At 63.8% G+C, this 26,092-nt stretch carries 24 protein-coding genes; 15 read left to right on the top strand and 9 right to left on the bottom strand.

The annotated features are described in order from the left end of the window. Positions 1-88 precede the first annotated feature (88 nt). Positions 89-1,231: a porin gene (locus F3J20_RS09195; protein WP_240162741.1), complete on the top strand. Its 1,143-nt coding sequence runs from the start codon at positions 89-91 to the stop codon at positions 1,229-1,231. A gap of 84 nt (positions 1,232-1,315) precedes the next feature. On the opposite strand, the gene F3J20_RS09200 is transcribed toward F3J20_RS09195, so the two are convergent. After that, positions 1,316-2,278, bottom strand: coding sequence for a LysR family transcriptional regulator (locus F3J20_RS09200; protein WP_167043573.1), 963 nt, complete (start codon positions 2,276-2,278; stop codon positions 1,316-1,318). 115 nt (positions 2,279-2,393) lie between these two features. Between F3J20_RS09200 and F3J20_RS09205 the strand changes: the two genes are divergently transcribed. Genes F3J20_RS09205 through F3J20_RS09230 form a run of 6 tightly spaced genes read left to right on the top strand, consistent with a single transcriptional unit; the run spans position 2,394 to position 10,138 of the window. Then, on the top strand, positions 2,394-3,245 hold the full coding sequence (locus tag F3J20_RS09205) for a fumarylacetoacetate hydrolase family protein (RefSeq protein WP_167283228.1): 852 nt from the start codon (positions 2,394-2,396) through the stop codon (positions 3,243-3,245). Positions 3,246-3,274: 29 nt separating this feature from the next. Beyond that, positions 3,275-5,377 (top strand): hydantoinase/oxoprolinase family protein, encoded by a 2,103-nt coding sequence (locus F3J20_RS09210; protein ID WP_167283229.1) that lies wholly within the window; start codon positions 3,275-3,277, stop codon positions 5,375-5,377. Further along, the gene (locus F3J20_RS09215; protein ID WP_167283230.1) at positions 5,374-7,161 is read left to right on the top strand and encodes a hydantoinase B/oxoprolinase family protein; all 1,788 of its coding nucleotides are present in this window, start codon (positions 5,374-5,376) and stop codon (positions 7,159-7,161) included. The genes F3J20_RS09210 and F3J20_RS09215 overlap by 4 nt, the downstream gene beginning before the upstream one ends. 8 nt (positions 7,162-7,169) lie before the next feature. After that, complete coding sequence (locus F3J20_RS09220) at positions 7,170-7,568, top strand: hypothetical protein (protein WP_167283231.1); 399 nt, start codon at positions 7,170-7,172, stop codon at positions 7,566-7,568. A gap of 57 nt (positions 7,569-7,625) precedes the next feature. After that, positions 7,626-9,044, top strand: coding sequence for an MFS transporter (locus F3J20_RS09225; protein ID WP_167043376.1), 1,419 nt, complete (start codon positions 7,626-7,628; stop codon positions 9,042-9,044). Continuing rightward, on the top strand, positions 9,041-10,138 hold the full coding sequence (locus F3J20_RS09230; protein ID WP_167283232.1) for a GTP-binding protein: 1,098 nt from the start codon (positions 9,041-9,043) through the stop codon (positions 10,136-10,138). Before F3J20_RS09225 ends, F3J20_RS09230 begins: the two co-directional genes overlap by 4 nt. On the opposite strand, the gene F3J20_RS09235 is transcribed toward F3J20_RS09230, so the two are convergent. The 8 genes from F3J20_RS09235 to F3J20_RS09265 form a co-directional block, all read right to left on the bottom strand. Continuing rightward, positions 10,135-11,484, bottom strand: coding sequence for a cytochrome c peroxidase (locus F3J20_RS09235; protein WP_240162742.1), 1,350 nt, complete (start codon positions 11,482-11,484; stop codon positions 10,135-10,137). The two genes, F3J20_RS09230 and F3J20_RS09235, sit on opposite strands and share 4 nt — an antisense overlap. A 285-nt stretch (positions 11,485-11,769) precedes the next feature. After that, entirely contained in the window at positions 11,770-13,446 is a 1,677-nt protein-coding gene (locus tag F3J20_RS09240; protein ID WP_167043575.1) for an alkaline phosphatase family protein, read from the bottom strand. A 291-nt stretch (positions 13,447-13,737) separates the two neighbouring features. After that, complete coding sequence (locus tag F3J20_RS32045; RefSeq protein WP_240162743.1) at positions 13,738-14,232, bottom strand: porin; 495 nt, start codon at positions 14,230-14,232, stop codon at positions 13,738-13,740. Positions 14,233-14,238: 6 nt separating this feature from the next. Then, complete coding sequence (locus F3J20_RS32050; RefSeq protein WP_240162744.1) at positions 14,239-14,817, bottom strand: porin; 579 nt, start codon at positions 14,815-14,817, stop codon at positions 14,239-14,241. Positions 14,818-14,890: 73 nt separating this feature from the next. Then, on the bottom strand, positions 14,891-16,270 hold the full coding sequence (locus tag F3J20_RS09250; RefSeq protein WP_167283234.1) for an MFS transporter: 1,380 nt from the start codon (positions 16,268-16,270) through the stop codon (positions 14,891-14,893). Between the two features lie 139 nt (positions 16,271-16,409). After that, positions 16,410-17,474, bottom strand: a complete 1,065-nt coding sequence (locus F3J20_RS09255; RefSeq protein WP_167283235.1) for an aldo/keto reductase — start codon at positions 17,472-17,474, stop codon at positions 16,410-16,412. 28 nt (positions 17,475-17,502) lie between these two features. After that, on the bottom strand, positions 17,503-17,985 hold the full coding sequence (locus F3J20_RS09260; protein ID WP_240159017.1) for an aromatic-ring-hydroxylating dioxygenase subunit beta: 483 nt from the start codon (positions 17,983-17,985) through the stop codon (positions 17,503-17,505). Between the two features lie 3 nt (positions 17,986-17,988). Further along, a complete protein-coding gene (locus F3J20_RS09265) occupies positions 17,989-19,245 on the bottom strand; it encodes an SRPBCC family protein (protein ID WP_167043579.1) in 1,257 nt (418 codons plus the stop codon). 118 nt (positions 19,246-19,363) lie between these two features. On the opposite strand from F3J20_RS09265, the gene F3J20_RS09270 reads away from it, so the two are divergent. The 8 genes from F3J20_RS09270 to adh all read left to right on the top strand — a co-directional run bounded on the left by F3J20_RS09270 (position 19,364) and on the right by adh (position 26,075). Next, a complete protein-coding gene (locus F3J20_RS09270; RefSeq protein ID WP_167043388.1) occupies positions 19,364-20,308 on the top strand; it encodes a LysR family transcriptional regulator in 945 nt (314 codons plus the stop codon). Between the two features lie 127 nt (positions 20,309-20,435). Further along, complete coding sequence (locus F3J20_RS09275) at positions 20,436-21,437, top strand: 2Fe-2S iron-sulfur cluster-binding protein (protein WP_167283236.1); 1,002 nt, start codon at positions 20,436-20,438, stop codon at positions 21,435-21,437. A gap of 44 nt (positions 21,438-21,481) precedes the next feature. Beyond that, complete coding sequence (locus F3J20_RS09280; protein ID WP_167043392.1) at positions 21,482-21,796, top strand: non-heme iron oxygenase ferredoxin subunit; 315 nt, start codon at positions 21,482-21,484, stop codon at positions 21,794-21,796. Between the two features lie 48 nt (positions 21,797-21,844). Continuing rightward, complete coding sequence (locus tag F3J20_RS09285) at positions 21,845-22,630, top strand: SDR family oxidoreductase (protein ID WP_167283237.1); 786 nt, start codon at positions 21,845-21,847, stop codon at positions 22,628-22,630. Between the two features lie 59 nt (positions 22,631-22,689). Next, positions 22,690-22,935, top strand: coding sequence for a hypothetical protein (locus F3J20_RS09290; protein ID WP_167043396.1), 246 nt, complete (start codon positions 22,690-22,692; stop codon positions 22,933-22,935). A gap of 54 nt (positions 22,936-22,989) precedes the next feature. Continuing rightward, positions 22,990-23,727 carry an enoyl-CoA hydratase/isomerase family protein gene (locus tag F3J20_RS09295; RefSeq protein WP_167283238.1) on the top strand — a complete coding sequence of 246 codons (738 nt, stop codon included), beginning with the start codon at positions 22,990-22,992 and terminating at the stop codon, positions 23,725-23,727. Between the two features lie 179 nt (positions 23,728-23,906). Then, the gene (locus F3J20_RS09300; protein ID WP_167283239.1) at positions 23,907-24,401 is read left to right on the top strand and encodes a molybdopterin-dependent oxidoreductase; all 495 of its coding nucleotides are present in this window, start codon (positions 23,907-23,909) and stop codon (positions 24,399-24,401) included. Positions 24,402-24,554: 153 nt separating this feature from the next. Continuing rightward, entirely contained in the window at positions 24,555-26,075 is a 1,521-nt protein-coding gene (gene adh, locus F3J20_RS09305; protein WP_167283240.1) for an aldehyde dehydrogenase, read from the top strand. Positions 26,076-26,092: the final 17 nt, after the last annotated feature.

The raw sequence follows: 26,092 nt of genomic DNA on the forward strand, positions 1-26,092 counted from the left end.
CGACCGGCCGTCCATCGCGAACCAGAAGACCGAACCGAAACAGACAGAGGACGCCGATGACCTAGTCGGCACCCCATCCCATCTGACGATGGCTGCCATTGCGCGAACGCTGATCCCCTTCGCGACGATGTCTTGCGTTCAAAAAATAATTAATCAGGAGACTGAATCGATGTACAGACTCGAACGAACCACGGCGCGCGGATTCAAGCGCGCAAGCTGCTTCATGGCCGCATCACTGGCCTTGCTCAGTCATACCGCGCACGCCCAATCCTTCTCGGGTGGATCGTCGTCAGTCGATCTGTATGGCCTGATCGGCATGTACATCGACCAGTCGAAAGTCAGCACGACACCGCATGGAACGGTTCAGGCCGGCGGCGGCGGACTGACCACGTCGTATTGGGGATTGCGCGGCCGCGAGGACCTGGGCGGCGGCAATGCCGCGATCTTCGTGCTGGAAAGCTTCTTCCGTCCCAACACCGGGCAAATGGGACGCAACGCCACCGATGGCCTGTTTTCGCGCAACGCCTACGTCGGGTTCTCGACCCCATACGGCACGCTCAAGCTCGGCGAACAGACCACCCAGACCTACACCAATCAGATTCTCCTCAATCCGTTCGGCGCGTCGGTCGTCTTTTCTCCGCTGGTGGTTCAGTCGTACACCGCCGCGTACAACAATACGGTGATCGGCGATACGGTCTGGGACAATGTGGTCGGCTATTACAGCCCCTCGTTCCATGGGCTGACCGGCGCGGTGCAATACGGAGTGAGCAGCGCCACCGGCTCTCAGGGGCGCGACAATCTCGGTCTGCATCTGAACTACGAGAACGGCCCCGTGCAAGTCGCGCTCTCCGCGCAGCGTGTGCGCGCTGCGATAACCGCACCGGGCGCCGAGCAGTATCTGTATCTCGCCGGCGCGACCTACAACGCCAACTTCGCAAAGTTCTACGGCGCACTACAAACGACCAATACCACCACCGCGCAGGTCGGGTCGCATACCTATCAGGCGGGCCTGTCGATTCCCGTGACTGCCGTGTCGGTGATTCTCGCCGAATGGGCCATCACCAGACAGCGTGCGCCACATGACAACGACACGGTCCACAACACGGGATCGGTCGCCTACGATTACAACCTGTCGAAGCGCACAGACGTTTACGCGGCCTACTCGTACGACAAAATTTCGTCAAAGCCGTCCGGCAGCACATACGGCGTTGGCATGAGACACACGTTCTGATCTCTGCGGGCCGGCGCCTCGGCCCCCACTACGCCGGAATCCTGAACAGTGCCGCCTGCGCCATTGCCGGCGGCCATCAACCCTTCACGAACGAACCTTTTTGCCTTTACCGCGCTCGACGGATTGGTGCTTGACCGGCTCGGTTAGCTGGTGCTCCCAACTGGCAATGATCGATTGCACCGCGTCGGCCACCACACGGCAGGCCGCGGAAAATTTGCCATGGCGCGGCAGCGCCAGCACGACATGGCGGCAAAGGTCCGGCTTGACGACCTGGCAGACCTGCAACTGCCCGCGCTGCACTTCCGCGGCAAAAGCATAAGGGCCGAGTACCGCATACAAACCCGGCGTATTGGCCACCAGTTCCTTCTGCGCGGTAAGCGAGTCGGCCTCGACCACGGCTTCCAGCCGGAAGCCGAGGCCGCGCGCGGTTTCGTCCAGCGCCTGGCGCCACTGGCCGGGCCGTCTCGGCAAGACCAGCCGCAAGTCGCGCAGGCGGATGAAATCGAGTGTGGCTTCGCGCGTCAGCGGATCGCCCGGCGCGGACACGAGGTAAGTGTGGGCCTCGCACAGCAGTTTCTCTTCGCGGCCACTCGGGCGCCGGAAACGGAACAGGATCGCCAGATCGACCGTGCCGCCGTCCAGCATGCTATCGAGCTCCGCCCCCTGGGCTTCCGCGATGCTCAGGCGAATCCCGGGATGCTGGGCCTGCAGCCGCGCAAAAAGACGTGTCATGAGCGGATGCGCGGCCGAAGGCAGGATACCGAGCCGCACCTCGCCCATCACGTGACCGGCATCGGCCCGCATCTCTTCGGTCAACTGTTCCGTCTCGTGCAGCCAGATGCGCAGCCGGGCAGCCGCGCGCTCGCCGAGTTCGGTCAGCACGACGCCGCGGCCGGTGCGGTGGAACAGCCGCCCCCCGCAATTCGCCTCGAAGTCGGCAACCTGCCGGCTGATGTGCGACTGCACGGTCTGCCGGCGCGCCGCCACCTTGCTCAGGCTGCCGGCATCGGCCACTTCGAGAAACAGGCGAACGCTGTCGAGGTTCATCGGGCCCACCTTCATCGGATATCACTCTCCAAGCATATCTGTCATCTCCGATCTCTGTCTAGGCGGAAGACGGGCGGATTTTTATAGTGCTTCCAACACTACGAAGGAGACAACCTTGAAACTCGCCAGCTTCCTGCTCGACGGCCGTGCCACCTATGGATGCGTAGAGGGCAGCGACTACCTCGTCCCGCCCCAATCCTTCCTCGACCAGCACCCCGACCTGCGCGCCGTGCTTCACAACGATGCACTGCAAGCACTCCAGCAATGCGCCACCGGCCAGGGCCGCCGCGTGGCCGCCAGCGCCACGCAGCCGCTGCCGGTGATCCCCAACCCCGGCAAGGTGATCTGCGTGGGCCTGAACTACAAGTCCCACGTGGCCGAGACCAAACGCGCCGACAGCGAGCACCCCTCGCTGTTCCTGCGCTTCACGGACACGCTGGTCGCCCACGACGACGCCGTGCTCCGCCCGTCGTTCTCGGAGCGCTTCGACTGGGAAGGCGAACTGGCCTTCGTGATCGGCAAGGGCGGCCGCTACATTCCGAAGGCGCAAGCGTTCGACCATATCGCCGGCTATGCGTGCTTCAACGACGTGTCGGTGCGCGACTGGCAGCGCCACACGCATCAGTTCACGCCCGGCAAGAACTTCCCCGGCACCGGCGCATTCGGCCCTCACCTCGTGACGGCCGACGAAGTGCCCGACGTCGCCGCGCTGACGCTCGAAACCCGCGTCAACGGCAACGTGATGCAGCACGCCAGCGTCGGCGACCTGATCTTCGACATCCCCGTTCTCGTCGAATACATCTCGACCTTCACGCCGCTTTCGCCCGGCGACGTGATCGCGACCGGCACGCCCGGCGGCGTGGGCGATCGCCGCGAGCCCCCTGCGTACATGAAGGACGGCGACACCGTCGAAGTCGAGATCACCGGCCTCGGCATCCTGCGTAACCGCGTCGCCGTTGCGAACTGACGCGCCTCATCTCCAACCTGGTCAACATCATGGCAAAGACATCCGATGCGGCAAGCGCCGCAGGCGGCAAGCTGCGTATCGCCGTCGACATCGGCGGCACCTTCACCGACATGGCCGCCTTCGACGAAACCACCGGCAAGCTGCTGTTCGGCAAGGCGCTCTCGACTCACGGCGAACTCGTCAAGGGCATTCAGGCCACCATCGACAGCGCGAATATCGACTGGCGCGACGGCCACCTGTTTCTGCACGGCTCCACGATCGCAATCAACACGCTGCTGGAGCGCAACGGCGCCAACACGGCGCTGCTGATTACGGAAGGCTTCCGCGACATCTACGAAATCGGCCGTGTCAACCGGCCCGACGCCTATAACCTGTTCTTCAACAAGCACCAGCCGCTCGTGCGCCGCTCGCTGCGCTACGAGGTGGCCGAGCGCCTGCGCGCGGACGGCAGCCTGCACAAGCCGCTCGACGAAGCCGCCGTGCGCGAACTCGCGCGCGAGTTGCGCGGACAGCACGTGGAAGCCGTCGCGGTGCTGCTTCTGCACTCGTATCGCAACCCGGCGCACGAACAGCGGGTCAAGCAGATCCTGCAGGAAGAAATGCCGGGGGCGTTCGTCTGCGCCTCGCATGAGTTGAGTCAGGAATACCGCGAGTTCGAGCGCGTGTCGACCGCGGTGGCCAATGCCTATGTCGGTCCGCGCGTCTCGGCCTACCTCGGAGAACTGGAGAATCATCTGTCCGGCAAGGGCTTCGACGGCGACTTCTATATCGTGCAGTCCACCGGCGGCCTGTTCCCGGTCGAGCATGCCAAGGTCGGCTGCGTACGCATGCTCGAATCCGGGCCGGCCGCGGGCGTGATCGGCGCTCAGGCGCTGTGCGCGCAACTCGGCATGGGCGACGCGATCGCCTTCGACATGGGCGGCACCACGGCCAAGGCCGGCGTCATCAGCGAGGGGCGGCCGCTGACGACCGGCTCGGCGCTGATCGGCGGCTACGAGCGCGCCCTGCCGATCCAGATTCCGATGATGGATATCCACGAAGTCGGCACCGGCGGCGGTTCCATCGCCCGTGTGGAAACCGGCCATGCGCTGCGCGTGGGCCCGCAAAGCGCGGGCTCCATGCCTGGACCGGTGGCCTATGGCCGGGGCGGCGAGGAACCGACCGTGACCGATGCCAACCTGCTGCTGGGCCGGCTCGATGCCGAGCACTTTCTCGGCGGCGAACTCAAGCTGGACCTCGCAGCCTGCACGCGCCAGATGGCCGGGCGCGTCGCCGGCCCGCTGGGGCTCGAACCGACCGAGGCAGCCGACGGCATTCTGCGCATCGCGGTGACGCAGATGTCGCATGCGGTGAAGGCCGTGACCACCGAGCGCGGCCTCGACGCCGGCAGCTTCACGATGGTGGTGTACGGCGGCGCGGGTCCGCTGCATGCCTCGGCCATCGCACGCGAGATCGGGATTCGCCGCGTGCTGATTCCATACGCGCCCGGTTACTTCTCCGCCTACGGCATGCTGTTCTCCGATCTCCGCTACGACTACGTCCGCTCGGTGTTCCGCAAGCTCAACGACGTCTCGTTCGATGAAATCGAAGCGGCCTACCGGAGCATGGAAGACGAAGGCCGTGCCGCGCTGGCGCAGTCCGGCGTGCAGGCCGACGGCATCGTCATCGAGCGCGCGGCCGACATGCGTTACGTGGGCCAGGAGCATGCGGTGACGGTGGATCTGCCGATGGCCTTCTTCGAATCCAGAGACCGCGCGGCAATCAAGCGGCAGTTCGACGAACTGCACAAGGTGCGCTACGGCACCTCGGCACCGAAGGAGCCCGCCGACCTCGTGAGCCTGCGCGTGACGGTGCTCGGCACCATGAAAAAACCGCCGAAGCACAGCGTCGAACAAGGCACGGCAACGCCGGACGCGCTCGCGGTGCGCGCGGTCAAGCCGGTGTATTTCCGCTCCACGGGCTGGGCCAGCACGCCGGTCTATATCCGCGACCGCCTGCTGTCGGGCAACGAGATCGCGGGCCCGGCATTGATCGAGGAGCACGCCTCCACCACCGTCGTACAGCCCGGCGACTCGCTGCGCGTGGACGAACTCGGCAACCTGCAAATCGCCATCGGGAGCGACAGAACATGAGTACCCCCAACGAATCGAAAACCGTCGATCCGGTCACCGTCGAGATCATTCGCAACGGCCTTTATGCGGTCACCGAGGAGATGAAGACCAACCTGACCCGCACCGCCTACAACCTGATCATTTACGAAGCGCTCGATTTCACGGTGGGGCTGTTCACGAAGGAAGGCGACACGGTCTCGATCGGTCTCGGGCTGCCGATGTTCATTCGCGGCATGTCCGAGACCGTGAAAGCCAAGATCCGGCACTTCGGCTACGAGAACATCAAGCCGGGCGACATCCTCGTCACCAACGACGCCTATACGACGGGCAGCCATCTGAACCACTTCACGTTCACGATGCCGGTGTTCCACGAGGGCCAGCTCGAAGGCTTCACCTGCTGCATGGCGCACTGGCTCGACGTGGGCGGCACGCTCGGCAACGTCACCACCGACATCTTCAGCGAGGGGATCCAGATCCCCATCATGAAGTATCAGCGCGACGGCGTGGTCAACCAGGACCTCGTGGACATCATCGCGATGAACGTGCGTCTCGCCGAGCGCGCGCTCGGCGACCTGCGCGCGCAGATCACCGCGATCACCACGGGCGAGCGCCGCTACGTGGAACTGCTGCAACGCTACGGCGCCGACGCGGTGAACAGCTCGATCCGGCAGATCATGGATTCGAGCGAGGCCGTCGCGCGCAAGAACACGCTGTCGATTCCCGATGGCGTGTACGAGGCCGAATCGTTCATGGACGACGACGGGCTCGAAATCGGCAAGCGCATCCCGATCCGCGTAAAGGTCGTGGTCAGCGGCGACGAGATGACGGTGGACCTGTCGGACGTCTCCAAACAGGTGCGCGGCTTCTACAACTCGGGCTTTACCACCGGCATCGCCTGCGCCCAGGTGGCCTACAAGTGCCTGACCACGCCGACCGATTACCCGGTCAACGACGGCAGCTTCCGGCCGCTCAAGGTCATCATGCCGATGGGCACGGTCATCAGCGCCGAGCGGCCCTATCCGATGCGCGTATGGATGACGTTCCCGATGACGGTGATCGACACCATCTTCAAGGCGCTGGCGCCCGCGATTCCGGACCGCTCGATTGCCGGCCACCACGCGGACCTGGTATTCCCGAACATCCACGGCATCTCACCGGAAGACGGGCGGCTCTTCATCGTCGGCATCGGTCCGCTCGGCGGCGGCTGGGGCGCCAAGAGCAAAGAGGACGGCGTCTCGGTGACGGTCTGCATCAACGACGGCGATACCCACAACAGCCCCACCGAGCAGCTCGAAGCCAAGTACCCGGTGCTGGTCGAAAAGTACGAGATCCGCCAGGACTCGGCGGGCGCCGGCAAGCATCGCGGCGGACTGGGTGCGGAGATGGTCGTGCAGGCGCTCTCGCCGTTCACCGTCACGACGCGGATCGATCGCGTGCACTGCAAGCCGTGGGGGCTCGAAGGCGGCGGCGACGCGATGGGCAACGGCCTCGCGGTGCGCCACAAGGGCGAGTGGAAGACCGACCACGCGAACGCCAAGATCTTCAACGTGCGGCTGGAACGCGGCGACGCGTACAAGATGCTGTCGGGCGGCGGCGGCGGCTTCGGCGACCCGCTGGAACGCGAGGTGGACAAGGTGGCCGAGGACGTGCGCGAAGGCTACGTCAGCGCGCGGGTGGCACGCGAAGTCTACAAGGTCGCGCTGGACTCCAACGGCGGCGTCGATCACGAGGCCACGAGCGCGCTGCGCAGCGGCACCGGCCACGGCGTCAACGGCTCGACCGACCTTCCGTGGGCCGGACAGTGAGTGCCGCCGTGACCGATGACCTGTCCGCGCGCGCCGGCCGTCTGCTCGACCTGTGGAGCGCCCTGGCCTTGCGCCATGTCGCTCTCGGCGCGGCCTGCGCGTGCGGCGCCGGCGGCGTGAGCCTGCGGCTGGAAGACTTCGAACTCGACATCGTGGACTACCTGCAGGACGGTGGGGAGCGCTGCGACGAGGCCGAAGTCGCGGCCTGGTTCCGCGCTCGCCAGAGCAGCGCGCATGCCACGGGTGCCACGGGTGCCACGGATGTCGGCACGCAACCGTTACGTCAGTTGCTCGAAGACGTACAGGAAGCACGCGTTCCGCCCCCCGTCGCCGACTGGCTGATCCCGCGGCTCGAACGCACCCTGCACTCTTTCGCCGAGCTGCACGGATCGGGCACGGCCGGCTGACCTCGCCGAAGCACACAAAAAAGCGCGGGGCACGCGCCTCGCCAAGGAGACAACTTCATGAAAGCGGACGCGATCGCCGCGGTGTCGGGCCTGACCGACGCGCAGCGAACAGCCCGGTTGCTGTTTCGCATCGAAAATGTGCCGTTCTGCCGCTGGCACACGAGGGCGCGCATTGTCATGGGCAGCGCCACCTTCTTCGACGCCTTCGACGCACTCTCACTGGCCTTCGTGCTGCCGGTGCTGGTGAGCTTATGGCATCTGAACCATGCGCAGGTGGGCTTCCTGATCGCGGCGGGCTATGCGGGCCAGGTGATCGGCGCGCTGTTCTTCGGCTGGCTCGCCGAGCGGGCCGGACGCGTGCCCGGCATTTCCATCGCCGTGGCGCTGATGTCAGCGATGAGCATCGCCTGCGCCTTCGCCGGCAACTTCCCGATGCTGTTCGCGCTGCGCTTCCTGCAGGGCATCGGCGTGGGCGGCGAGGTGCCGATCGCCGCGGCCTATATCAACGAGCTGTCGCAGGCCAAGGGGCGCGGGCGCTTCTTTATCCTGTATGAACTGATCTTCCCGCTGGGCCTGCTCGCGGCGGCCCAGGTCGGTTCATTCGTGGTGCCGACCTTCGGCTGGCGCTATATGTTCCTCGTGGGCGGCATTCCCGGGCTGCTGATCCTGCTGTTCATGGTCCGGCTGCCGGAATCGCCGCGCTGGCTGGCGGCGCGAGGCCGCTTCGAGCAAGCCGACGCCGTGATCGCGGGGCTGGAATCCAGCACGCCGCGCCGCAGCCTCGACCCGCAGCGCGATCACGCCGAGATCGAGGCGCGCCTGCAAGCGCTGATCGACGTGCAACAGTCGAGCACGCCGCAAAAGGGATCGTGGAAAGAAATGTTCTCGCCGGTGTACTTACCTCGCACGCTGGTGGTGTGGGTACTGTGGGCCTCGTCGTACTTCGTCGCCAACGGCATCAACAACTGGCTCCCGACGCTGTACCGGACCGTGTATCACCTGCCGCTGCAGCAGTCGCTGCGCATGGCCTCCATCACCAACGTGCTGAGCACCTGCGCGGTGCTGGTCTGCGCGCTGCTGGTGGACCGCGTGGGCCGCCGCCGCTGGACCGGCGCGTGCTTCCTCGTCAGCGGCGCGCTGCTCGCCCTGCTGGCGGCGCTCGGAGCGAGAAGCCCGTGGTCGGTGGCGATCCTGGCCTCGTCGGCCTATGCGGTGATGGGCACCACGACCGTGCTGCTCTACCTCTACACGCCCGAGATCTATCCGACCCGGATGCGCGCCATCGGAACCGGCCTGGCCACCTCCTGGCTGCGCGTGGCTTCGGCGGTGGCGCCGGTCGTGGTGGGCGTGGTGCTATCGGCGCAAGGCATCGGCGTGGTGTTCCTGATGTTCGCGGCGGCGACCGTGGTGGGACTGCTGACCTCCAAATACATGATCGAAACCAGCAACCGTGCGCTAGAGGAGATTTCGCCATGAGCCTGCCGGGCGGACACTTTTCGGCTTTGCTGGCCACCTCGCCGGCCGCGGGCGAACGGATTCCGGTGACGGTCCTCACCGGCTTTCTCGGCAGCGGCAAAACCACCCTGCTCAACCGCCTGCTGGCCCTGCCGGACCTGCACGGCACGGCCGTCATCGTCAACGAGTTCGGCGAGGTCGGCATCGACCACGACCTGATCGCCAGTACGACCGAAGATACCGTGCTGCTGGCGAACGGCTGCCTGTGCTGCGCGGTGCGCGGCGATCTGGTCGAAGCACTCGTGCGCCTCAGCACGCGCAACGAGCCGGCGCTGCGCCAGGTGCTGATCGAGACGAGCGGCTTGGCCGACCCCGGGCCCATCCTGCGCACGCTCATGGGCGACGCGGCGGTGCGCGAGCGTTTTGCGCTGGCCGGTGTGGCCTGCACGGTCGACGCGATACTGGGCTCGGGGACGCTCGAACGCGAGCCCGAGGCCGCGCGGCAAGTGGCGGTGGCCGATGCGCTGTTTCTCACCAAGCTCGACCTGCTGAATGGCGTACCGCCCGCCGCCCTGCTGGAACGCCTCGCGGCGCTGAACCCGCAGGCTGCGTGCCACGCCGATCCGGTCATGCAGCCGCACGCGCTGCGCGGGCTGATGCGCGCCGCTTCTTGTTCCGCTCCTTGCTCCGATTCTCGCGCCGACTTCGGAACCGCCCCGGCGGAACAGGCACCGTTTTACCGGTTGGCCGCCCGCCCGGCGAATGCGACATCCGATGCGCCACCGACGCACCGCGACGACATTCGCTCGTTCGTCATCGTGCGCGACGAGCCACTGTCACGCGAAGGCTTCGCCCACTGGCTCGATACCGTGATCGCCCTGCGCGGCACGGACCTGCTGCGCGTCAAAGGCATCGTGCATCTTGCCGAACACCCCAAACAACCGATGGTGATCCACGGTGTGCAGCACCTGTTCCAGCCGCCGCAACTGCTGCCGGCATGGCCGGGAGCGGACCGGCGCACGCGCATCGTCTTCATCACACGCGGCATCGACGCGCAGGCCCTGAACGAATCGCTGAGTGTGCTGGCGCGGCGTCGCACACGCACCTCGCGCTAGTTGCCCGACGGCTTATACCCGTCGGTCAGCGTCTTCATAAAGGCGATGATGTCGCGGATATCCTGGTCCGTCATCGCCGGTTTGTCGCTCATCTTGCGGTCGAACGGCGCGTCCGTCACGTCGACGTTGGCCTGGTACTTCACCGGAATGTCGTCGTATTTCTCGACCTTGCCCGCGGCATTCTTCGGGTAAATTCTGGCCGGATTCGTATTGCGCAGGTTATAGAAATCCATCACCTGTCTGAGGTCGTGATAGACGCCGTTGTGGAAGAACACATGGCGCGTCGCGACGTTGCGCAGCGTCGGCGTGAGGAACATCGCGCAATACTGCGTCTGCTGCGCGATATCAGTACGAAACGGGCCGCAGACCCCGAGGTCGTAAAACTTCGGATTCCTGTTGGCGGGCAGTGCCCGGTTGCGCGGCACGCCGAGCGCTTCGTATTGCGTGTCGGTAAAGAGCGGCGGCAATCCGTCCTTGGTCGGCTGGCTCAGATGGCAGCCCGCGCAGTTCGCCTTGTCGGGATCGTTGAAAAGCTTCAGCCCGCGCAACTCGGCCTGACTGAGGCGAGCCTTGCCTTCGAGCCAGTAATCGTACTTGCTCGTGAATTCATGAAAGGACGCGTCCTCGAACTCGTAACGGCCGATGGCGAACATTGCTTCGGAAAGCGCGAGTTCGTGGTTGCTGAAGAGGTTGGCGCCAAATAGCTGCCTGAGCGTGCTCGCGTATTTCGAATGTTCCAGCTTGGCCACGATCTGGTCAGTACTGCTGTTAGCCATTTCAACGGGATTCAGCATCGGCCCGTCTGCCTGCTGCTGCAGCGAGTCCGCGCGGCCGTCCCAGAACAGGCCCCCTTGCGGCACTATCGCCGGCGCGGCGGGCGCGACGCCCGCCGTTTTCGTGGCGCGCTGCACGCCCTGTGCGGCGCTGGCCGCATCGTTCAAGTTGACCGCCGTATCCACGTCAGCCTGATCGGGCCCAATGCTGAACGGCGCCTGCCGGTAGAGATAGGCCAACGAGGGCGGCGGACGGTAGCCGGCCAGATTCATATGCGGGCCGCCGATCTGCGCCGACAGGCCGTTCGGCGGCCCATACGCATGCTGCGCGCTATGACACGAGGCACACGACTGTTTCCCCGATGCGGAAAGCGATGGGTCGTTAAAGAGTTGCTTGCCGAGCATCGCGACCGCGCTCAGCGGCGCCTCGGCCGGACGCACCAGATGCACGGGGTGAGGATTGTCCCCCGTGAAATTGGCCACGGCTTCGCCGGCGCTTGCAGGCATCGGCCCGGGATTCGAGACCGCATGGGCGGCTGCCGCGAACACACCCGGCACGACAAGGACGGCCATTGATAGTAGAAAGCGACGTACGGTCCGCGGCACATCCGCCGGGCCCGGTTGTTGGTTTGCCTGCAGATTGGACACCGATACGGAGTTCGAACGAAGACTCATGGTGAGGATTCTGGCGTCGACAAATAGAAAATCGAGCCAGCGAACAGACTGGCTCGAAGTGGGGAACGGCAAGCGCTCGTCATGCCGGTCGCGGACCTGCGTCGAGCGCGACCGGCCGAAGTCCGATCGTCCTGCACGGCTGCCCGATACCGTCATATCGGTATCAGGGCAGCCTGCACAGCGTCAGATTTTGGGTGCCTTGTCGACGACGAGGCCCGTCTGCGGATCGAGGAAGAGCGGGTGCTTGTAGCGGCCCTCGCCGCGGCGATCGAAGTCGAACATGCCCATGATGCTGCCCGCGCTCGCATCGAACGAGCCGCCGCCGAGACGTTGACCGTCAAGCCAGTTGTCTTCGATGAAGCGGACCACCGACGTCTGGTCGATCTGCGTATGGTCGACGAAGTTCTGCTTCGCCCACGGCGAGATCACGACGAACGGAATGCGCGTGCCCGGACCACAGCGGCCGTTCACGGGCTTGTTGTTCACACCGTTGCGCGCCGAACCCGTGCCGCAGATTCCCGAGCCATTCAGCTGATCGGCGACCGAATCGAACGACGCGCTCGTCGGCAACGTATAGGCATGGTCGTACCAGCCGTCCGAGTCGTCCCACGCCACGATCACGGCCGTATCGTCCCAGTCCTTCTGCTGCTGCAGGAAGTTGACGACCTTCGTGACGAAAGCCTGCTCGTCGAGCGGGTCCGAATAGCCGGCGTGAGCGTCCTGGTAGGCCGGGGCCTTGAGGAAGCTGACCGCCGGGAAATTACCCGCGCTCACCGAGTTGAAGAAGTCGTCGGTATCGTACTGGTGATTGGCGGGGTCCGGCGTGCGACCGTCCTTCTCCGTGCTGTGACCGATCGCCGCCATCGAACTCGGGCGCAGGTGCTGCGGATTCGACGTCGACGCGAAGTACTGGAACCAGTTGTGGTGCGGAATATAGTCGGCCGTCGCCGCGCCGACGACCGGCGACATCGTGCTGCGCAGGCACCCGGTCGTGCCGTTGCTGTTCACCGTGGAAAGGTTGAAGCCGCCCATGAAGCCGCCCCAGGTGATGTTGCGCGTGTTCAGCAGGTCGCCGATATTCTTGCCGGTCATCATGGCGGAATCGGTCTTGCTCGAACAGGTGTCGTAGCCCGGGTCGACGTCGTTGATCATCGTGAAGCCGTTCTGGCCGTCATTGACGTAGTACGAGCCCGCGACCGAGGGCTGCTTCGTCGTCGCCACGATCTTCATGCCATTGGTCTGCCCCGCGACCACTTCGAGCGCACCCGGTGTCGAAGGGCCGTAGGTCGACGTGTAGGCGTTGTCGCTCATCGCGAAGCGTTGCGCGTAATTCCACAACGCGGTCACCGTGTTGCCGTCGAAGTAGCCCATCACCTGGCCCTTCGTGCCGAATGCGCCGATCCCGCCGGTCGTGCCATTGCCCGTGTATTCCGGGAAGAGATCGGCCGCGCCGTTGTCGTAAGCCTGCTGCTCGGCCGTATAGGCGTGGTTCTGGTCGGCCGTGGCCGCCTGCGTGCGGTCGAGACGGAACGGATTGAATGCCGCCGTGCCGTTACCCGGATTCGTGGCGTTCGGGTTGTTGGTCAGCAAGGCGCCGGACAGACCGTTCACCTGCGGCGTGCCGGCCTGCGCGTGAAATGCCGGCTCGCCCGGCAGGTTGGCCGCCTGCGGGTAAGTCGCGAAGTAATGGTCGAACGATACGTTCTCGCCGTAGATCACGACCAGATGCTTGATCGGGGTAGCCGTGCGAATCTCGTCATGCCGGTCGTTCCGGCCATGATCGTCGTTATCGCCCCATGCAACGGTCGATGCGAATGCCGAGACGGAGAGTAAACCAAGTGCTAGATGGCGCCATTGCATGTCGTGCTCCTCGCTGAATTCGTATTGATTGGGGATGACCACGAAGCCTGCGCGGGCAACGATCAGATTCGCACTGGCGTACACCGGTGTGCGCATGTCATCGGGATGCGGGGACTACGCGGCGAATAGATTAGAGCATCGGGATATGAAGGCTCGGCGTCCGATCCCTTGCAAAAAGATTTCGTTGAAATGATCGGACAAAATCGATCAGGTATCCGATGCGTCGCATCGGCGGCTTCCACCGCCGTCCCGGCCTGGGGAAATCCCTTGTATTCGCACGATGCATACCCGTTAAAAGAAGTGATGCACGCCGATACGAAACGCGGTCTGATTCGGGCTATCCGACGGCGCAAGCAATGGCATCGCCGCATTGCCGACGCCATCGGCATGCTGATAGGTCACCTGTGCATACACGACGGTCCTTTTGGAAAGTGCGTAGACGTTGCCGATACCCAGTTCGGCATAGCGCGTGCCCGAAAGCCACGAAAGGTAACCGCCAACCGTCACGGTATTGGCCGCCGTCGCGTGATAGTCCGCACCGAGTTCCGCGGTTCTCATACGAGCCGATTGGGTGTCCGTCGAAAGATTCACCTGTGTCAACACGCCGTGCAGGTCGAATCTGGGTGTGGCCTTGTAGAACGCCGACAAGCCGAAAATATCCTGCTTTCGCGCGACGAAGGTCTGCCCCCCCGCCAGCGGCTGCCCAAGAAACGACGTCAGGCCGAGCCCCGATACCAGCGCAATCGCGTGATTGCGCCAGCTACTGTAGACGGCCGACGCACGCAACGGCCCCTAGGCATAGACGATATCCGCGCTTACCACCCGGCCCGGTTGCGTGGTGGAATCGGCGAAACCGTACAGCGTGCTAGCAGTGAATCCATCGAACGACGGCGTCGTGTACTTCACGGAATTGTTGATCGAATCGCCGACGATTCCCAGATTGTCGAGATTAGCCGGATGAAACAGATAAAACGTGTATTGCAGGCTGCCATTCGAGTTGACGCGCAACGCGTCCGCGGCGAGATCCAGTTGACGGCCCAGCGTCAGCGTACCGAAACGGGAACTGGATAGTCCGACCCATGAAAAGTGGCTGAACGCCTGACCCGCAATCGTCCCTTGGCCCGTATTCGACTTGAAGCCGTTTTGCAAGGCGAATAGCGCCTTCAGGTCGCCGCCCAGATCTTCCACGCCACGCAGTCCGAAGAAATCGGGCACGGCAACCGGGCCAAGCGTCGCGGTGCCGTGCCCCATGTTGTTGGTGTTGTAAGTGATGCCTTCATCGATGCTGCCGTAAAGCGTGACACTGCTTTGCGCATAGGCGCCGGTTGCCAGCATGCTCGACGCAAGCAGCGCCAGAGTTCGTTTTCTCATTGTCCAAGGTCTCCTCTTCTATTGTCTGAAGCACCGGCTTGCATCCCTGTGACCGGTGCGGAGCGACGGCGCGTTACACGTCCTCGGGCAACGGTTTGCCGACGGTTTCCGGCAGGAACGGCGTGAGCGACAACCCCACGAGATAGATGAAGCCCACCGTCACGGCGGCGTGGCCGTAGCCGCCGAAGCGCGCGATCAGCGTGCCCGCGACGAGCGGGCCCGACCATGCGAGCAAACGCGGCACGTTGAAGCAGAACGCGATCGCCGTGCCGCGGATGCGTGTCGGATAGAGCTCCGGCAACCAGGTCGGCATCCACGTGTACTGACCGAGGCTGAAGAAGCCCGTCACGGCCGAGACCAGCAGCAGCATTCCGATGTCGTGCGTCCACATGAACAGCACGGGCGTCATGACGAGCGCCATGCCGAAGAACAGGAACGTCACGCGCTTGCGGCCATAGGCATCGGCGAGAAAACCGAGCCCGATATAGCCCGCAATCGCGCCGACGTTGTATGCCATGCCCGCAAAACTCGCCCAGCGCGCCGCGGACAATCCCGCGTGCGCAGCCACCGAACCGATATAAGGCGGCACCCAGGTGGAAATGCCCCACCAGCCGAGCGTCGTCGTCAGCGACATGAATACCGCGATCAAAGTACGGCGCCGCAAGGTCGGTTCGGAGAACAGATCGACGAGCGTAAAGCGGCTCAACGCCTGTTCGTGGCTCGATACCGCGCCGCCTTGACGCTTGAGTCCACGGATTCTCTTGCGATCGTCATTGACGCGCTCCCACTGCTCGGACTCCGGAATATTCGAGCGCATCCACAAGGTGACAAGGCCGGGCAGCACGCCGAGCAGGTACATATAGCGCCACGCAAGCTCGCCCGCCTGACTCATGAAGAGCCACACCAGCGACGCGACGAAAAAGCCCATGCCGAGCCCGCACTGCATGAGCCCCGCTCCCTTGCCGCGATGGCGGTCCGGCCAGAGTTCGGCCGTCATCGCCGTGCCCGTGGCCCACTCCGAACCCATCGCAAGACCGACGATCAGGCGCAGCACCACGAACGACTCCCAGTTCCACGCGAATGCGCTCAGGCCCGTGGTCAGCGAATAGGCGAGAATCGCCAGCATCATCATCCGCTTGCGGCCGATGTAATCGGTCAGCACGCCGCCGATCAGACCGCCCACGCCCCAGCCCAGCAGCGTCAGCGCGATCACGAGGCCCGCATAGAAGGGAATCTGCGCCTGCATCGCCGGCTCGAGCAACTGGCGCAGCGCGATGCCGACCGTCAGGATCAGTGTGTAGGTTTCGTAGCCATCGAACAGCCAGCCGAGGTTCGACGCGCATAGCGCATTCCACTGCTGACGATTGAGCGAGCGATACCAGGCTTGCAGCGCCGCGCCGCCCGGCGTGACACCGGACGGGCGTTGCCCGGGTGACCCTGCGGGGTGTTGCATCGATTGTCTCCTTGATTCTTTTTATGTCGCCCACGTAGGCGGGCTGCGCCGCAAGCGGCCCCACGCGAAGCATCGACGGGATCGTTTCTTTTCCCGCGGTGCGTGGTACGTGGTGTGCAGTGCCGTTGCGGTCAAGCCGTCAGCTATGACCGATCACAGGATGCGGCTCATAAGGCGCTTCGAGTTCCGCGATCTCGTCGGCGGACAGATTCACGTCGATTGCCGCGACGGCGTCCTCCACATGAGCTTGCTGCGTTGCGCCGATCACGGGTGCCGTCACGTTCTTGTGCAAAAGCCAGGCGTACGCGAGCGTCGCGTGACTGAGGTTTCGGCGCGCGGCAAGCTCGCCCAGTCGGGTCAGCACACGCGCATCGCTGTCCCGGCAGTAGTACTTCTGCGCGACGTCGTCGGTTCTTGCCCGCAGGGTCGCCGCGTCTTGCGTCGAGTCTTGCGTCGAGTCTTGCGTCGAATCCTGTACCGCCGCGTCCGTCTTGCGGCGGCCGGAAAGAAATCCGCGCGCGAGCGGACTCCACGGAATCACCGCGACACCCTGATCGCGGCACAGCGGAATCATTTCGCGCTCTTCCTCGCGATACGCGAGGTTGTAGTGGTTCTGCATGCTGACGAACGGCGTCCAGCCGTTCTCGCGTGCGATCTGCTGAGCCTTGGCGAACTGCCATGCCGCCATGCTGCTTGCACCCAGGTAGCGCACCTTGCCGGCCTTCACGATGTCGTGAAGCGCTTCCATGGTCTCCTCGAGCGGCGTCTCGTAGTCGAAGCGATGGATCTGGTACAGGTCGATATAGTCGGTCCCGAGCCTTGCGAGGCTCTGGTCGACAGCATGCAGGATGCGCTTGCGCGACAGGCCGTCCGAGTTGGGTTGCTTCGGCGGTTTCGTCCCGCCCACGGCACCGCCCTTGAACGCCATCTCGACGGGATAGAACACCTTCGTCGCGATCACCGCTTCGTCGCGGCGGCAGAATTCGCGCACGAATTGGCCCGTCAGTACTTCGGACTGTCCCGCCGAATACATGTCGGCGGTATCGAAGTAGTTGATCCCGAGTTCGACCGCGCGTTGCACGATCGGACGCGATGCGGCTTCGTCGAGTATCCACGGCCGCCATTGCGGCGTTCCATAAGACATCATGCCCAGCGCGATGCGGGAAACGGCGAGGCCGCTGTTGCCCAGCTTGACGTATTTCATCGTGACGTTTCCTTCGGAGCCTGCCGGCTCAGATCGGGTAGATGATCGAGTTGCGAATCCACTCGCTGTCGAATACGCAGGCGCGCGTCCTGAACTTCAGGCCGTCCGGCGTGCGCGCGAGCGTGTCGATGTAGCGGCCCACGTTGAAGAGTTCGGAAAACGTGTCGCGCTTCGTACGTAGCACGAGATAGTTCGCCTCGGCGTGAATCTCGTTGGCGTCGGCGGAGAGAATGCGCGGCGCCGAGACGATGTGCCGCTGATAGTAGGGATCGTGATAAAGCGTTTCACGCACCCCGTAGACGCGATCGCGCAACATGCCCTTGCCTTCGAGCCACATGATGCAAAGCGGCAGCTTCGCGTCGAAGTTCTCGCGCGCCTGAATGCGATAGTCGCAGTCGTCGACGAAGAAATCAGGCCAACGATCGAACTCGCCCGCATCGACGCACGCGCTGTATTCGCTGTGCAACGCCATCACGTCGAGCAGGTCCATTTGCGGATTGGTGTGCTGCATGGGTCAGATCTCCATCAACTTGCGCCAGTACGCGTACATGCCACGCAGCACGTTCTCGGTAATCGTGTGGGTCGATTCGCTCCAGTCGCGTCCGCCCTGCTCCGCAATCGTCACGCGCCCGCTATCGCCGCTGTCGTACGATTCCTGGCAGAACTCGAGCACTTCGCCGTCGTCCGCGGAGACGTAGCCCGCCGGGCCGAACATGTTGGCCTGGCGCATCCGGCGCGTCTCCATCTCGGCGTCGTCGTCTTCGAAGCCGAAGTGCGTCCAGACGAAATCGAACGCCCCCGTGCCGCGCGGAATGATCTGCCGCATCGACATGCTGTTCGACTGCTGCTGCACGATCAGATTGGGAAAGAGCGTCAGCATCACGACCGTGGGGCCGTTCCACCAGTCTTCCTGCGCGATGTCGATAATGCGTTCGTCGTTCAGGTGCATGTCGTCCTTGAAGCTGTGCAGGCCTTCGCTGACATCGCCCTTGCCCGTCGCCTCGCGGGTCGACTCCATCGCGCCGTGCCGGCCATGTGCATCCGTCACGATGCGCGACTTCTGATCGCCGCGAATCAGGCCGAACATCAGGAACCAGGTATGCAGGAGACCGACGTGATACGGGTCCTTGATGTTCTCCTGCATCAACTTCCAGTTGCCGGGAATGCGCTGGCGCGCGTGACCGTGAATCTTCAGCTTGCGGCCGTCGAACGTGCGGTCGAAGTAAGGCAGGATCTGCGGACCGAGATAGTCTTCGAGCGGCTCCACGTCGTGATCGAACGACGCGAATATCACGCCGTGACGTACCGCGACCTTGAGCTTGTTCAAGCCGTGATTGGCCGGTTTGAAATCGGCCGGCATGCCGCCGCGTATTTCGCCGTCCTTCTTGAGTCCGCGTCGGAACGGCACGCCCGTCAGATTGCCTTTGAGGTCGTACGTCCACTGGTGATACGGGCACAGGAACTCTTTGCGGTTGCCGGTGCGTTCACGGCAGAATGCCGCGCCGCGATGCGCGCAGATGTTCTCCACCGCGCTGACGGAACCGTCTTCGTTGCGCGCCAGAATGACGGAGCGCTCGCCGACCCAGGTGCGCTTGAAATCACCGTGGTTCGGCAATTCGGCTTCGAGGCCGACGTAGTTCCAGTGCTTGCCGTAGAAGATTCGCTCGAGTTCGCGGCGATAAACCGACTCATCGGTATAGACCCAGAACGGGATGCGGCTCGATCCTTCGTCCTTCCATTTATGAACGAACGAAATCGGAACGGATTCCATGCTCATGCGTTGTCTCCTGTCGTTGTTGCTGGAAACATGATCGGCGAGAGCTCGCCGCCGACCAATAAAGGCCCGCGAATGCACGATATAATCGCCAGCAATATCGGGGGCGAGACTGATGGAATTACGCAATCTGGATCTGAACCTGCTGCTGGTACTTGCCGAACTCGTGCGGGAAAAGAGCGTCTCGAAGGCAGCGGAGAATCTCGGCATGTCGCAGCCCGGCATGAGCAATGCGCTGAACCGGCTGCGCGCGCTGCTCGGCGACGATCTGCTGCTGCGCACGGGCCGCGGCATGCAGCCCACGCCCTACGCCGAGCGGCTGGCCGGCCCGCTCAACGAAGCGTTGCGGCTGATTCAGGGCGTCGTCAACCTGGAGATGGATTTCGATCCGGCGACGAGCGATCGCAGCTTTACCATTGCGATGACGGATATCGGCGAAATCGACTTCCTCGCGAACCTGATGCGCGCGCTCGAACGCTTCGCGCCGAACGTATCCATCAGCACGGTCCGCAAGGACGAGTCCAATCTGAAGGACGAGCTCGAAACGGGCGCCGTCGATCTCGCCATCGGCTGGCTGCCCCACCTGAACACCGGCATGTTTCAGCGCCGCCTCACGTCGAGCCAGTACGTTTGCGCGTTCCGCAAGGGCCATCCGCTCGACAAGGGCGGCGTGACGCTCGAAGAGTTCGGGCAGGCCGATCACCTCGTGGTGCTGGCCGCGCATACGGGGCACATGATGATCGAACACGACCTGGAGCGCCTCGGCGTGCGCCGCAACGTGAAGCTGCGGATTCCGCACTTCGCGGCAGTGGGCCATATTCTCAGCGAGACGGATCTGATCGCGACACTGCCGGGGCGGCTCGTGAACCGCAGCATCGTGCCGTTCGATCTCGCGTGGGCGCCGATGCCCATCAAGCTCGAAGCGATCCCGCTCAACGTATTCTGGTCCGCCAAATATCATCGCGATCCCGCCAATCAGTGGCTGCGCTCGATGATGTTCGACACGTTCAGCGAAGGCGCGCCGCACGTGCCGACCGAGCAGACCGTGCCGCTGCCGTGAGACGGACCGGTGCACCGGGTCACGCACATATTCAGCGTGCGAATATCGTCCATTCCGGGCACGTAGTTCCTGCCTGACAGTCTCCCGCTTAAGATCGCCAAAAACAGATCTAGAGGCGGAGACATTCATGCAGTTGCACGTGCAACCCACCGGACAGTCGATCGGCTTCGCATCCGGCGACAATCTGCTCGACACCTTGCGGCAGGCGAGCGTACCGATTTCCTATAGCTGCTCCGCGGGCCGCTGCGGCACCTGCCGGTGCACGCTGATCGACGGGTCGCTGCAAGTCGGAAGCGAGCACATCGACTCGCCCTCGCAAACCGTGCTCGCGTGCCAGGCCTCGCTGACGGGCGATTGCACCATCGCCATCCCCGAGCCCGACGAGATCGTCGTGCATCCCGCGCGCATTCTGAAGGGCACGGTCGAGTCCATCGAGGCGCCCGTGCATGACGTGCGCATCGTGCGTTTTCGCACGAACCGCCCGCTATCGTTTTCGCCGGGTCAATTCGCGACGCTGCAGTTCGGGCCCGGACTCGAACGGCCCTATTCGATGGCTTCCGTCGAAGGCGACAATCTGCTCGAATTCCACATTCGCATCGTCCCGGGCGGCACTGTCAGCCGGCATGTCGCTAACGTGCTGCGGCCCGGCGATACCGCGCGGATCGGCGGCCCGCTCGGCACCTCCTATCTGCGCCGCACTCACGACGGCCCGATCATCTGCGTCGGCGGCGGCACGGGGCTCGCGCCCGTGCTGTCGATCACGCGTGCTTCGCTCGAAGCCGGCAATCGCCGGCCGGTCCATCTGTACTTCGGCGTGCGTTCCGAAGAAGACCTGTATGGCGCACAAACGCTTGCCGATCTGCAACGACGCTATCCGAATCTGCTCGTGCAAATCGTCGTCGCGAGCGGTCCCGCGCAGGAAGGGCATCGCGCGGGACTCGTTCCCGACGCGATCGCCGCCGACTGGCCAGGCGCTGATGATCTGCTCGATTTTCGCGGCTATGTGTGCGGTTCGCCGCCGATGGTCGACGCCGTGACGGCGGCGCTCGTCGCGAGAGGGCTCGATCCTTCGCGCATCTACGCCGACGCTTTCTTCACGCAACCCCCAATCGCCACGCAACCGGCGTGACATCACCCATCCCAACACACAGGTTCAATCAGGAGAACATTTCCATGACAGAAGGCTGGATCGACGTAGCGGCGCAAGCCGATCTGCGCGCCGACGACGTCGTCGCCGTCAAGGCGGGCGGGCGCGAAATCGCACTGTATTCGATCGACGGTGAGGTGTACGCGACCGACAACATCTGCACACACGGACATGCCCGGCTGTGCGACGGTTTTCTCGAAGACGGCGAAATCGAGTGCCCCTTGCATCAGGGACGCTTCGACGTGCGCACGGGCAAGGCGATGTGCGCGCCGTTGACCGAAGATCTGCGGGCGTTTCCGGTCAAGATCGTCGACGCGCGCGTGATGGTGCAGATCGAATGAATCGCGGTCGCGGTTGAAAAAAACAAAGCACGTCCCCCAGGAGACAGCATGGAATTGAATCTGAAGGACAAGGTCGCGATCGTCACCGGTGCGAACCGCGGCATCGGTGCCGGCGTCGCGCGCCAGCTCGCACAGGAAGGCATGCAGCTCGCGCTGGTCGCACGCGATGCCGCGAAGCTCGACGCGACCGCCGCCGCCTTGCGCGAACACAGCGGCGTCGACGTGCTGACCGTCGCTTGCGACCTGCGCGAGCGCACGGCCGCGTCCGCCGTGGTCGAGCAAACGCTCGCCCGGTTCGGGCGTCTCGATCTGCTCGTGAACAACGCGGGCGCGACCCAGCGCGGCGACTTCTTCGAATTGACCGACGACGACTGGCAAGACGGTCTCGCGCTCAAGCTGCACGGCTACGTGCGCATGACGCGCGCGGCATGGCCGCATCTCGCGCAGACGCAGGGCACGGTCGTCAACATCGTCGGCGTCGGCGCATGGACCGGAATCGGCGAGTTCACGATTGGCGGCGTCGTCAATGCCGGGCTGATCAACTTCACGAAAGCGATGGCCGATATCGGCAAACGCGATGGCGTCCGCGTGTGCGCAGTCAATCCCGGGCGTATCAGAACCGACCGCCTTGAACGCAACATCCAGCGCATTGCCCAGAACGCCGGCGTGACCCCCGATGTCGCCACGGACCGGTTGCTCAAGGAATGCGGCATCAACCGCTTCGGCTCTCCGGACGAAATAGGCCAGGCGGTGGCATTCATGGCATCGGCGGCGGCATCGTTCGCGCAGGGCTCCATTCTCGATATCGACGGCGGCGAAACGCGCGCCATCTGACAAACAGAGGCCGGCGGCGCTCGCGCACCGCCCTTCTCCCTTCTCCACCAGGAAGAACGATGGATTGGCACCTTGAAACGGGAAGCGGTATCGGGCAGCAACGCAAAACGCGGCCTGCGCAGAATGACGGGCTAGCAGGCTTTCACGATGACGGCACGTTCCCGGCAGACGACGATGACGTGCACGACACGCATAACATCGCCGGCTTTATCGAACTGTTCTATCTCTGGCGCTGCATGAACGGAACGCACGAAGCGTCGATGTCGCGGTTCGAATTATCCGCAACGCGTCTCGTCGCGCTGTAACGGCCTACCTTGCAAGCACGGCTTGCCGTGCACGAACCTCTCGAGCGTGAGCAGATGAATCTCATCACCGAATTCAGCGTCTCCAGAATCGGCAGCGAATGCCGTATTGCGTTTGCGCAGCCCGACAGCGGCAATACGCTGAGCCTGAACGGATTGGGTGCGCTAGCGGATTCGATTCGCGCCGCGGGTCGCGACCCCGCCGTGAAACTCATCCGGATCAGCGCGACAGGTGCCAGTTTTTGCGGCGGTCGAGCAGCGAATCCGCCCTCGCAACCGGTCGCGAGTCCGGAGCAGTTTCGCCGCGCGATTGCCGATCCGATCCTCGGCGTCTACCGCGCATTGCATGAAAGCGAGATTCCGGTGCTGGCCGAGGTGCAGGGAGACGCTCAGGGTTTCGGTTGCGCGCTCGTTGCGGCCTGCGATCTCGCCATCGCATCGGCAGAGGCTCGCTTCAGTCTGCCCGAACTGCAGAAGAACCTGCCGCCCACTTTGGTGTGGTCGGTGCTGCGACATCGCGTGCCCCCCAAAGCGGCGGCGCATATGATCTATCTGACCGACACCATCGATGCAAAGACCGCTCGCGAATGGGGCCTCGTCGCGGAAGTCGTGCCGGCCGGCACGCTTGCCTCGCGCGGCGATGCCATCAGCGCGTCCATCTGCTCGCGTGACCGGATTGCCCTGAGCGCGCTCAAGGCCTACTTCCGTGAAATCGTGATGCCCGATTTTGCCCTGGCAAGCGAAACGGCGGGGCTGATGCTCTCTTGCGCAATGACTTCGATACGCCGCGACTGATCTCCCCTTGATCTTCCCCTACATGCGCGGCGCCCCTGTTCGGCGCACGGCGCAATGCATAAACGGCACGGCATAACCACCATACTCCCGCGAAAATGACGAGGATGCGCAGCCCAGCGTAATATACGGTCAGTTATAGCGGGCAGTTCGCTCGCCTGGTCTGCCTCGGAGAGTTCCAGATGAATGCTGCGCAAACCGACCACGCCTCAGCCGATGTCGCCTCTTCCACGGGCACGCTCTTCCTCACCGGCAATGTGGTTCGCCCCCTGACGCTCTCGCTCGATGATCTCAGGCAATATCCGGACGTGACCTGTGCTCCATTCGATCTGCGCTGCTACACCACGAACCGCTTTATCCGCACCGTTGCGCCGTATCGCGGGGTCCTGCTGACCGATCTGCTCAGGCAGGCCGAATTGCGCTGCGACGCGGATGGCGACTTCAAGCGCATGATCTTCATCGCTGTCGGCCACGATGGCTACGCGGTCACCTTCTCGTGGCACGAACTGTTCAACACGCTGGTGGGGCGGCAAGTCGTGGTTGCGTACGAGTGCGACGGCGTGCCGCTCGATCCCGATGACGGCGCCCCCATCCTGTTCTCGGGCGCGGATCTTCTGCCCGCGCCACGTCACGTCAAACGCCTTCTCCGGATCGAAACCCGCGTATTGAGGCCCTGACGCCGCTGACGGCAAGCCTTGCCACCGTCCGGCGACGCTTCCGTTGTGCGTCGCAAAATCGAAACTTCGAATCCTTACGGTGGAGAGGCGTAATATTTCTCAGGATATAACGGAGCGGTACACCTGTCCCGTCGACATGCGAGGAATACACCCATGAACCACGCAGAACTGCAGTACCTCACCACCGAATATCCCTTCCGCAAGCAGTACGAGAACTTCATCGGCGGGCAGTGGCTCAAGCCCGTCGGCAACGAGTACTTCGACAATATTTCCCCGATCACGGGCGAGCCCTTCACGTCCATCCCCCGTTCGCGCGAAGCCGACGTCGAACTCGCGCTCGACGCCGCGCACAAGGCCAAGGACGCCTGGGGCCGCACCTCGGCGGCAGACCGCGCGAATCTGCTGAACCGGATCGCCGAGCGCATCGAGGCCAATCTCACGCGGCTCGCCGTGGCGGAGACCATCGACAACGGCAAGCCATTGCGCGAAAGCATGGCGGCCGACATTCCGCTCGCGATCGATCATTTCCGCTATTTCGCCAGCGCGGTCCGTGCCCAGGAAGGCGCCATTTCGCAGATCGACGACGACACGGTTGCCTATCACTTCCACGAGCCGCTCGGTGTGGTGGGCCAGATCATTCCGTGGAATTTCCCGATCCTGATGGCGACGTGGAAGCTCGCCCCCGCGCTCGCGGCCGGCAACTGCGTCGTGCTCAAGCCCGCCGAGCAGACTCCGGCCTCGATCCTCGTGCTGATCGAATTGATTCAGGATCTGCTGCCGCCCGGCGTCGTGAATGTGGTGAACGGCTTTGGTCTCGAAGCCGGCAAGCCGCTTGCTTCGAACAAGCGCATCTCGAAGGTGGCCTTCACGGGTGAAACCACCACGGGCCGGCTCATCATGCAGTATGCGAGCCAGAACCTGATTCCCGTGACGCTGGAGCTCGGCGGCAAGAGCCCGAACATCTTCTTCGCCGACGTGATGGAGCACGACGACAGCTTCCTCGACAAGGCGCTGGAAGGGTTCACGATGTTCGCGCTCAATCAGGGAGAAGTGTGTACGTGTCCGTCGCGCGTGCTGATCGACGAGAAAATCTACGACCGCTTCATGGAACGCGCGCTCAAGCGTGTTGGCGCGATCGCGCAGGGACATCCGCTCGATCCGAAGACCATGATCGGCGCACAGGCGTCGCGGGAACAACTGGAGAAAATTCTCTCGTATCTCGATCTCGGCAAGCAGGAAGGCGCGCAATGCCTGACGGGCGGCGAGCGCAACGCGTTCGAAGGCGAATTGAAGAACGGCTACTACGTGAAGCCCACGGTGTTCCGCGGCCACAACAAGATGCGGATCTTCCAGGAAGAGATCTTCGGGCCGGTCGTGTCAGTCACGACGTTCAAGACCGAGGAAGAAGCGCTGCATATCGCCAACGACACGCTGTACGGCCTCGGCGCCGGCATCTGGACACGCGACGGCACGCGCGCCTATCGCTTCGGCCGCGCGATCCAGGCGGGCCGGGTGTGGACCAACTGCTATCACGTCTATCCCGCGCATGCTGCGTTCGGCGGCTACAAGCAGTCGGGCATCGGACGTGAAAACCATAAGATGATGCTCGACCATTATCAGCAGACGAAAAATCTGCTGGTGAGCTATAGCGACAAGCCGCTCGGATTCTTCTGAGTGACGGTCCCGGCCTC

The sequence above is a fragment of the Paraburkholderia sp. Cy-641 genome, from assembly GCF_011752945.1.
Taxonomy (GTDB): domain Bacteria; phylum Pseudomonadota; class Gammaproteobacteria; order Burkholderiales; family Burkholderiaceae; genus Paraburkholderia.

Coding starts and splice junctions, on each gene's coding strand:
- F3J20_RS09195 (WP_240162741.1), top strand. CDS start 89: ATGGCTGCCATTGCGCGAACGCTGATCCCCTTCGCGACGATGTCTTGC.
- F3J20_RS09200 (WP_167043573.1), bottom strand. CDS start 2,278: ATGAACCTCGACAGCGTTCGCCTGTTTCTCGAAGTGGCCGATGCCGGC.
- F3J20_RS09210 (WP_167283229.1), top strand. CDS start 3,275: ATGGCAAAGACATCCGATGCGGCAAGCGCCGCAGGCGGCAAGCTGCGT.
- F3J20_RS09215 (WP_167283230.1), top strand. CDS start 5,374: ATGAGTACCCCCAACGAATCGAAAACCGTCGATCCGGTCACCGTCGAG.
- F3J20_RS09225 (WP_167043376.1), top strand. CDS start 7,626: ATGAAAGCGGACGCGATCGCCGCGGTGTCGGGCCTGACCGACGCGCAG.
- F3J20_RS09230 (WP_167283232.1), top strand. CDS start 9,041: ATGAGCCTGCCGGGCGGACACTTTTCGGCTTTGCTGGCCACCTCGCCG.
- F3J20_RS09235 (WP_240162742.1), bottom strand. CDS start 11,484: ATGGCCGTCCTTGTCGTGCCGGGTGTGTTCGCGGCAGCCGCCCATGCG.
- F3J20_RS09240 (WP_167043575.1), bottom strand. CDS start 13,446: ATGCAATGGCGCCATCTAGCACTTGGTTTACTCTCCGTCTCGGCATTC.
- F3J20_RS32050 (WP_240162744.1), bottom strand. CDS start 14,817: ATGAGAAAACGAACTCTGGCGCTGCTTGCGTCGAGCATGCTGGCAACC.
- F3J20_RS09250 (WP_167283234.1), bottom strand. CDS start 16,270: ATGCAACACCCCGCAGGGTCACCCGGGCAACGCCCGTCCGGTGTCACG.
- F3J20_RS09255 (WP_167283235.1), bottom strand. CDS start 17,474: ATGAAATACGTCAAGCTGGGCAACAGCGGCCTCGCCGTTTCCCGCATC.
- F3J20_RS09260 (WP_240159017.1), bottom strand. CDS start 17,985: ATGCAGCACACCAATCCGCAAATGGACCTGCTCGACGTGATGGCGTTG.
- F3J20_RS09265 (WP_167043579.1), bottom strand. CDS start 19,245: ATGGAATCCGTTCCGATTTCGTTCGTTCATAAATGGAAGGACGAAGGA.
- F3J20_RS09270 (WP_167043388.1), top strand. CDS start 19,364: ATGGAATTACGCAATCTGGATCTGAACCTGCTGCTGGTACTTGCCGAA.
- F3J20_RS09275 (WP_167283236.1), top strand. CDS start 20,436: ATGCAGTTGCACGTGCAACCCACCGGACAGTCGATCGGCTTCGCATCC.
- F3J20_RS09280 (WP_167043392.1), top strand. CDS start 21,482: ATGACAGAAGGCTGGATCGACGTAGCGGCGCAAGCCGATCTGCGCGCC.
- F3J20_RS09285 (WP_167283237.1), top strand. CDS start 21,845: ATGGAATTGAATCTGAAGGACAAGGTCGCGATCGTCACCGGTGCGAAC.
- F3J20_RS09290 (WP_167043396.1), top strand. CDS start 22,690: ATGGATTGGCACCTTGAAACGGGAAGCGGTATCGGGCAGCAACGCAAA.
- F3J20_RS09295 (WP_167283238.1), top strand. CDS start 22,990: ATGAATCTCATCACCGAATTCAGCGTCTCCAGAATCGGCAGCGAATGC.
- F3J20_RS09300 (WP_167283239.1), top strand. CDS start 23,907: ATGAATGCTGCGCAAACCGACCACGCCTCAGCCGATGTCGCCTCTTCC.
- adh (WP_167283240.1), top strand. CDS start 24,555: ATGAACCACGCAGAACTGCAGTACCTCACCACCGAATATCCCTTCCGC.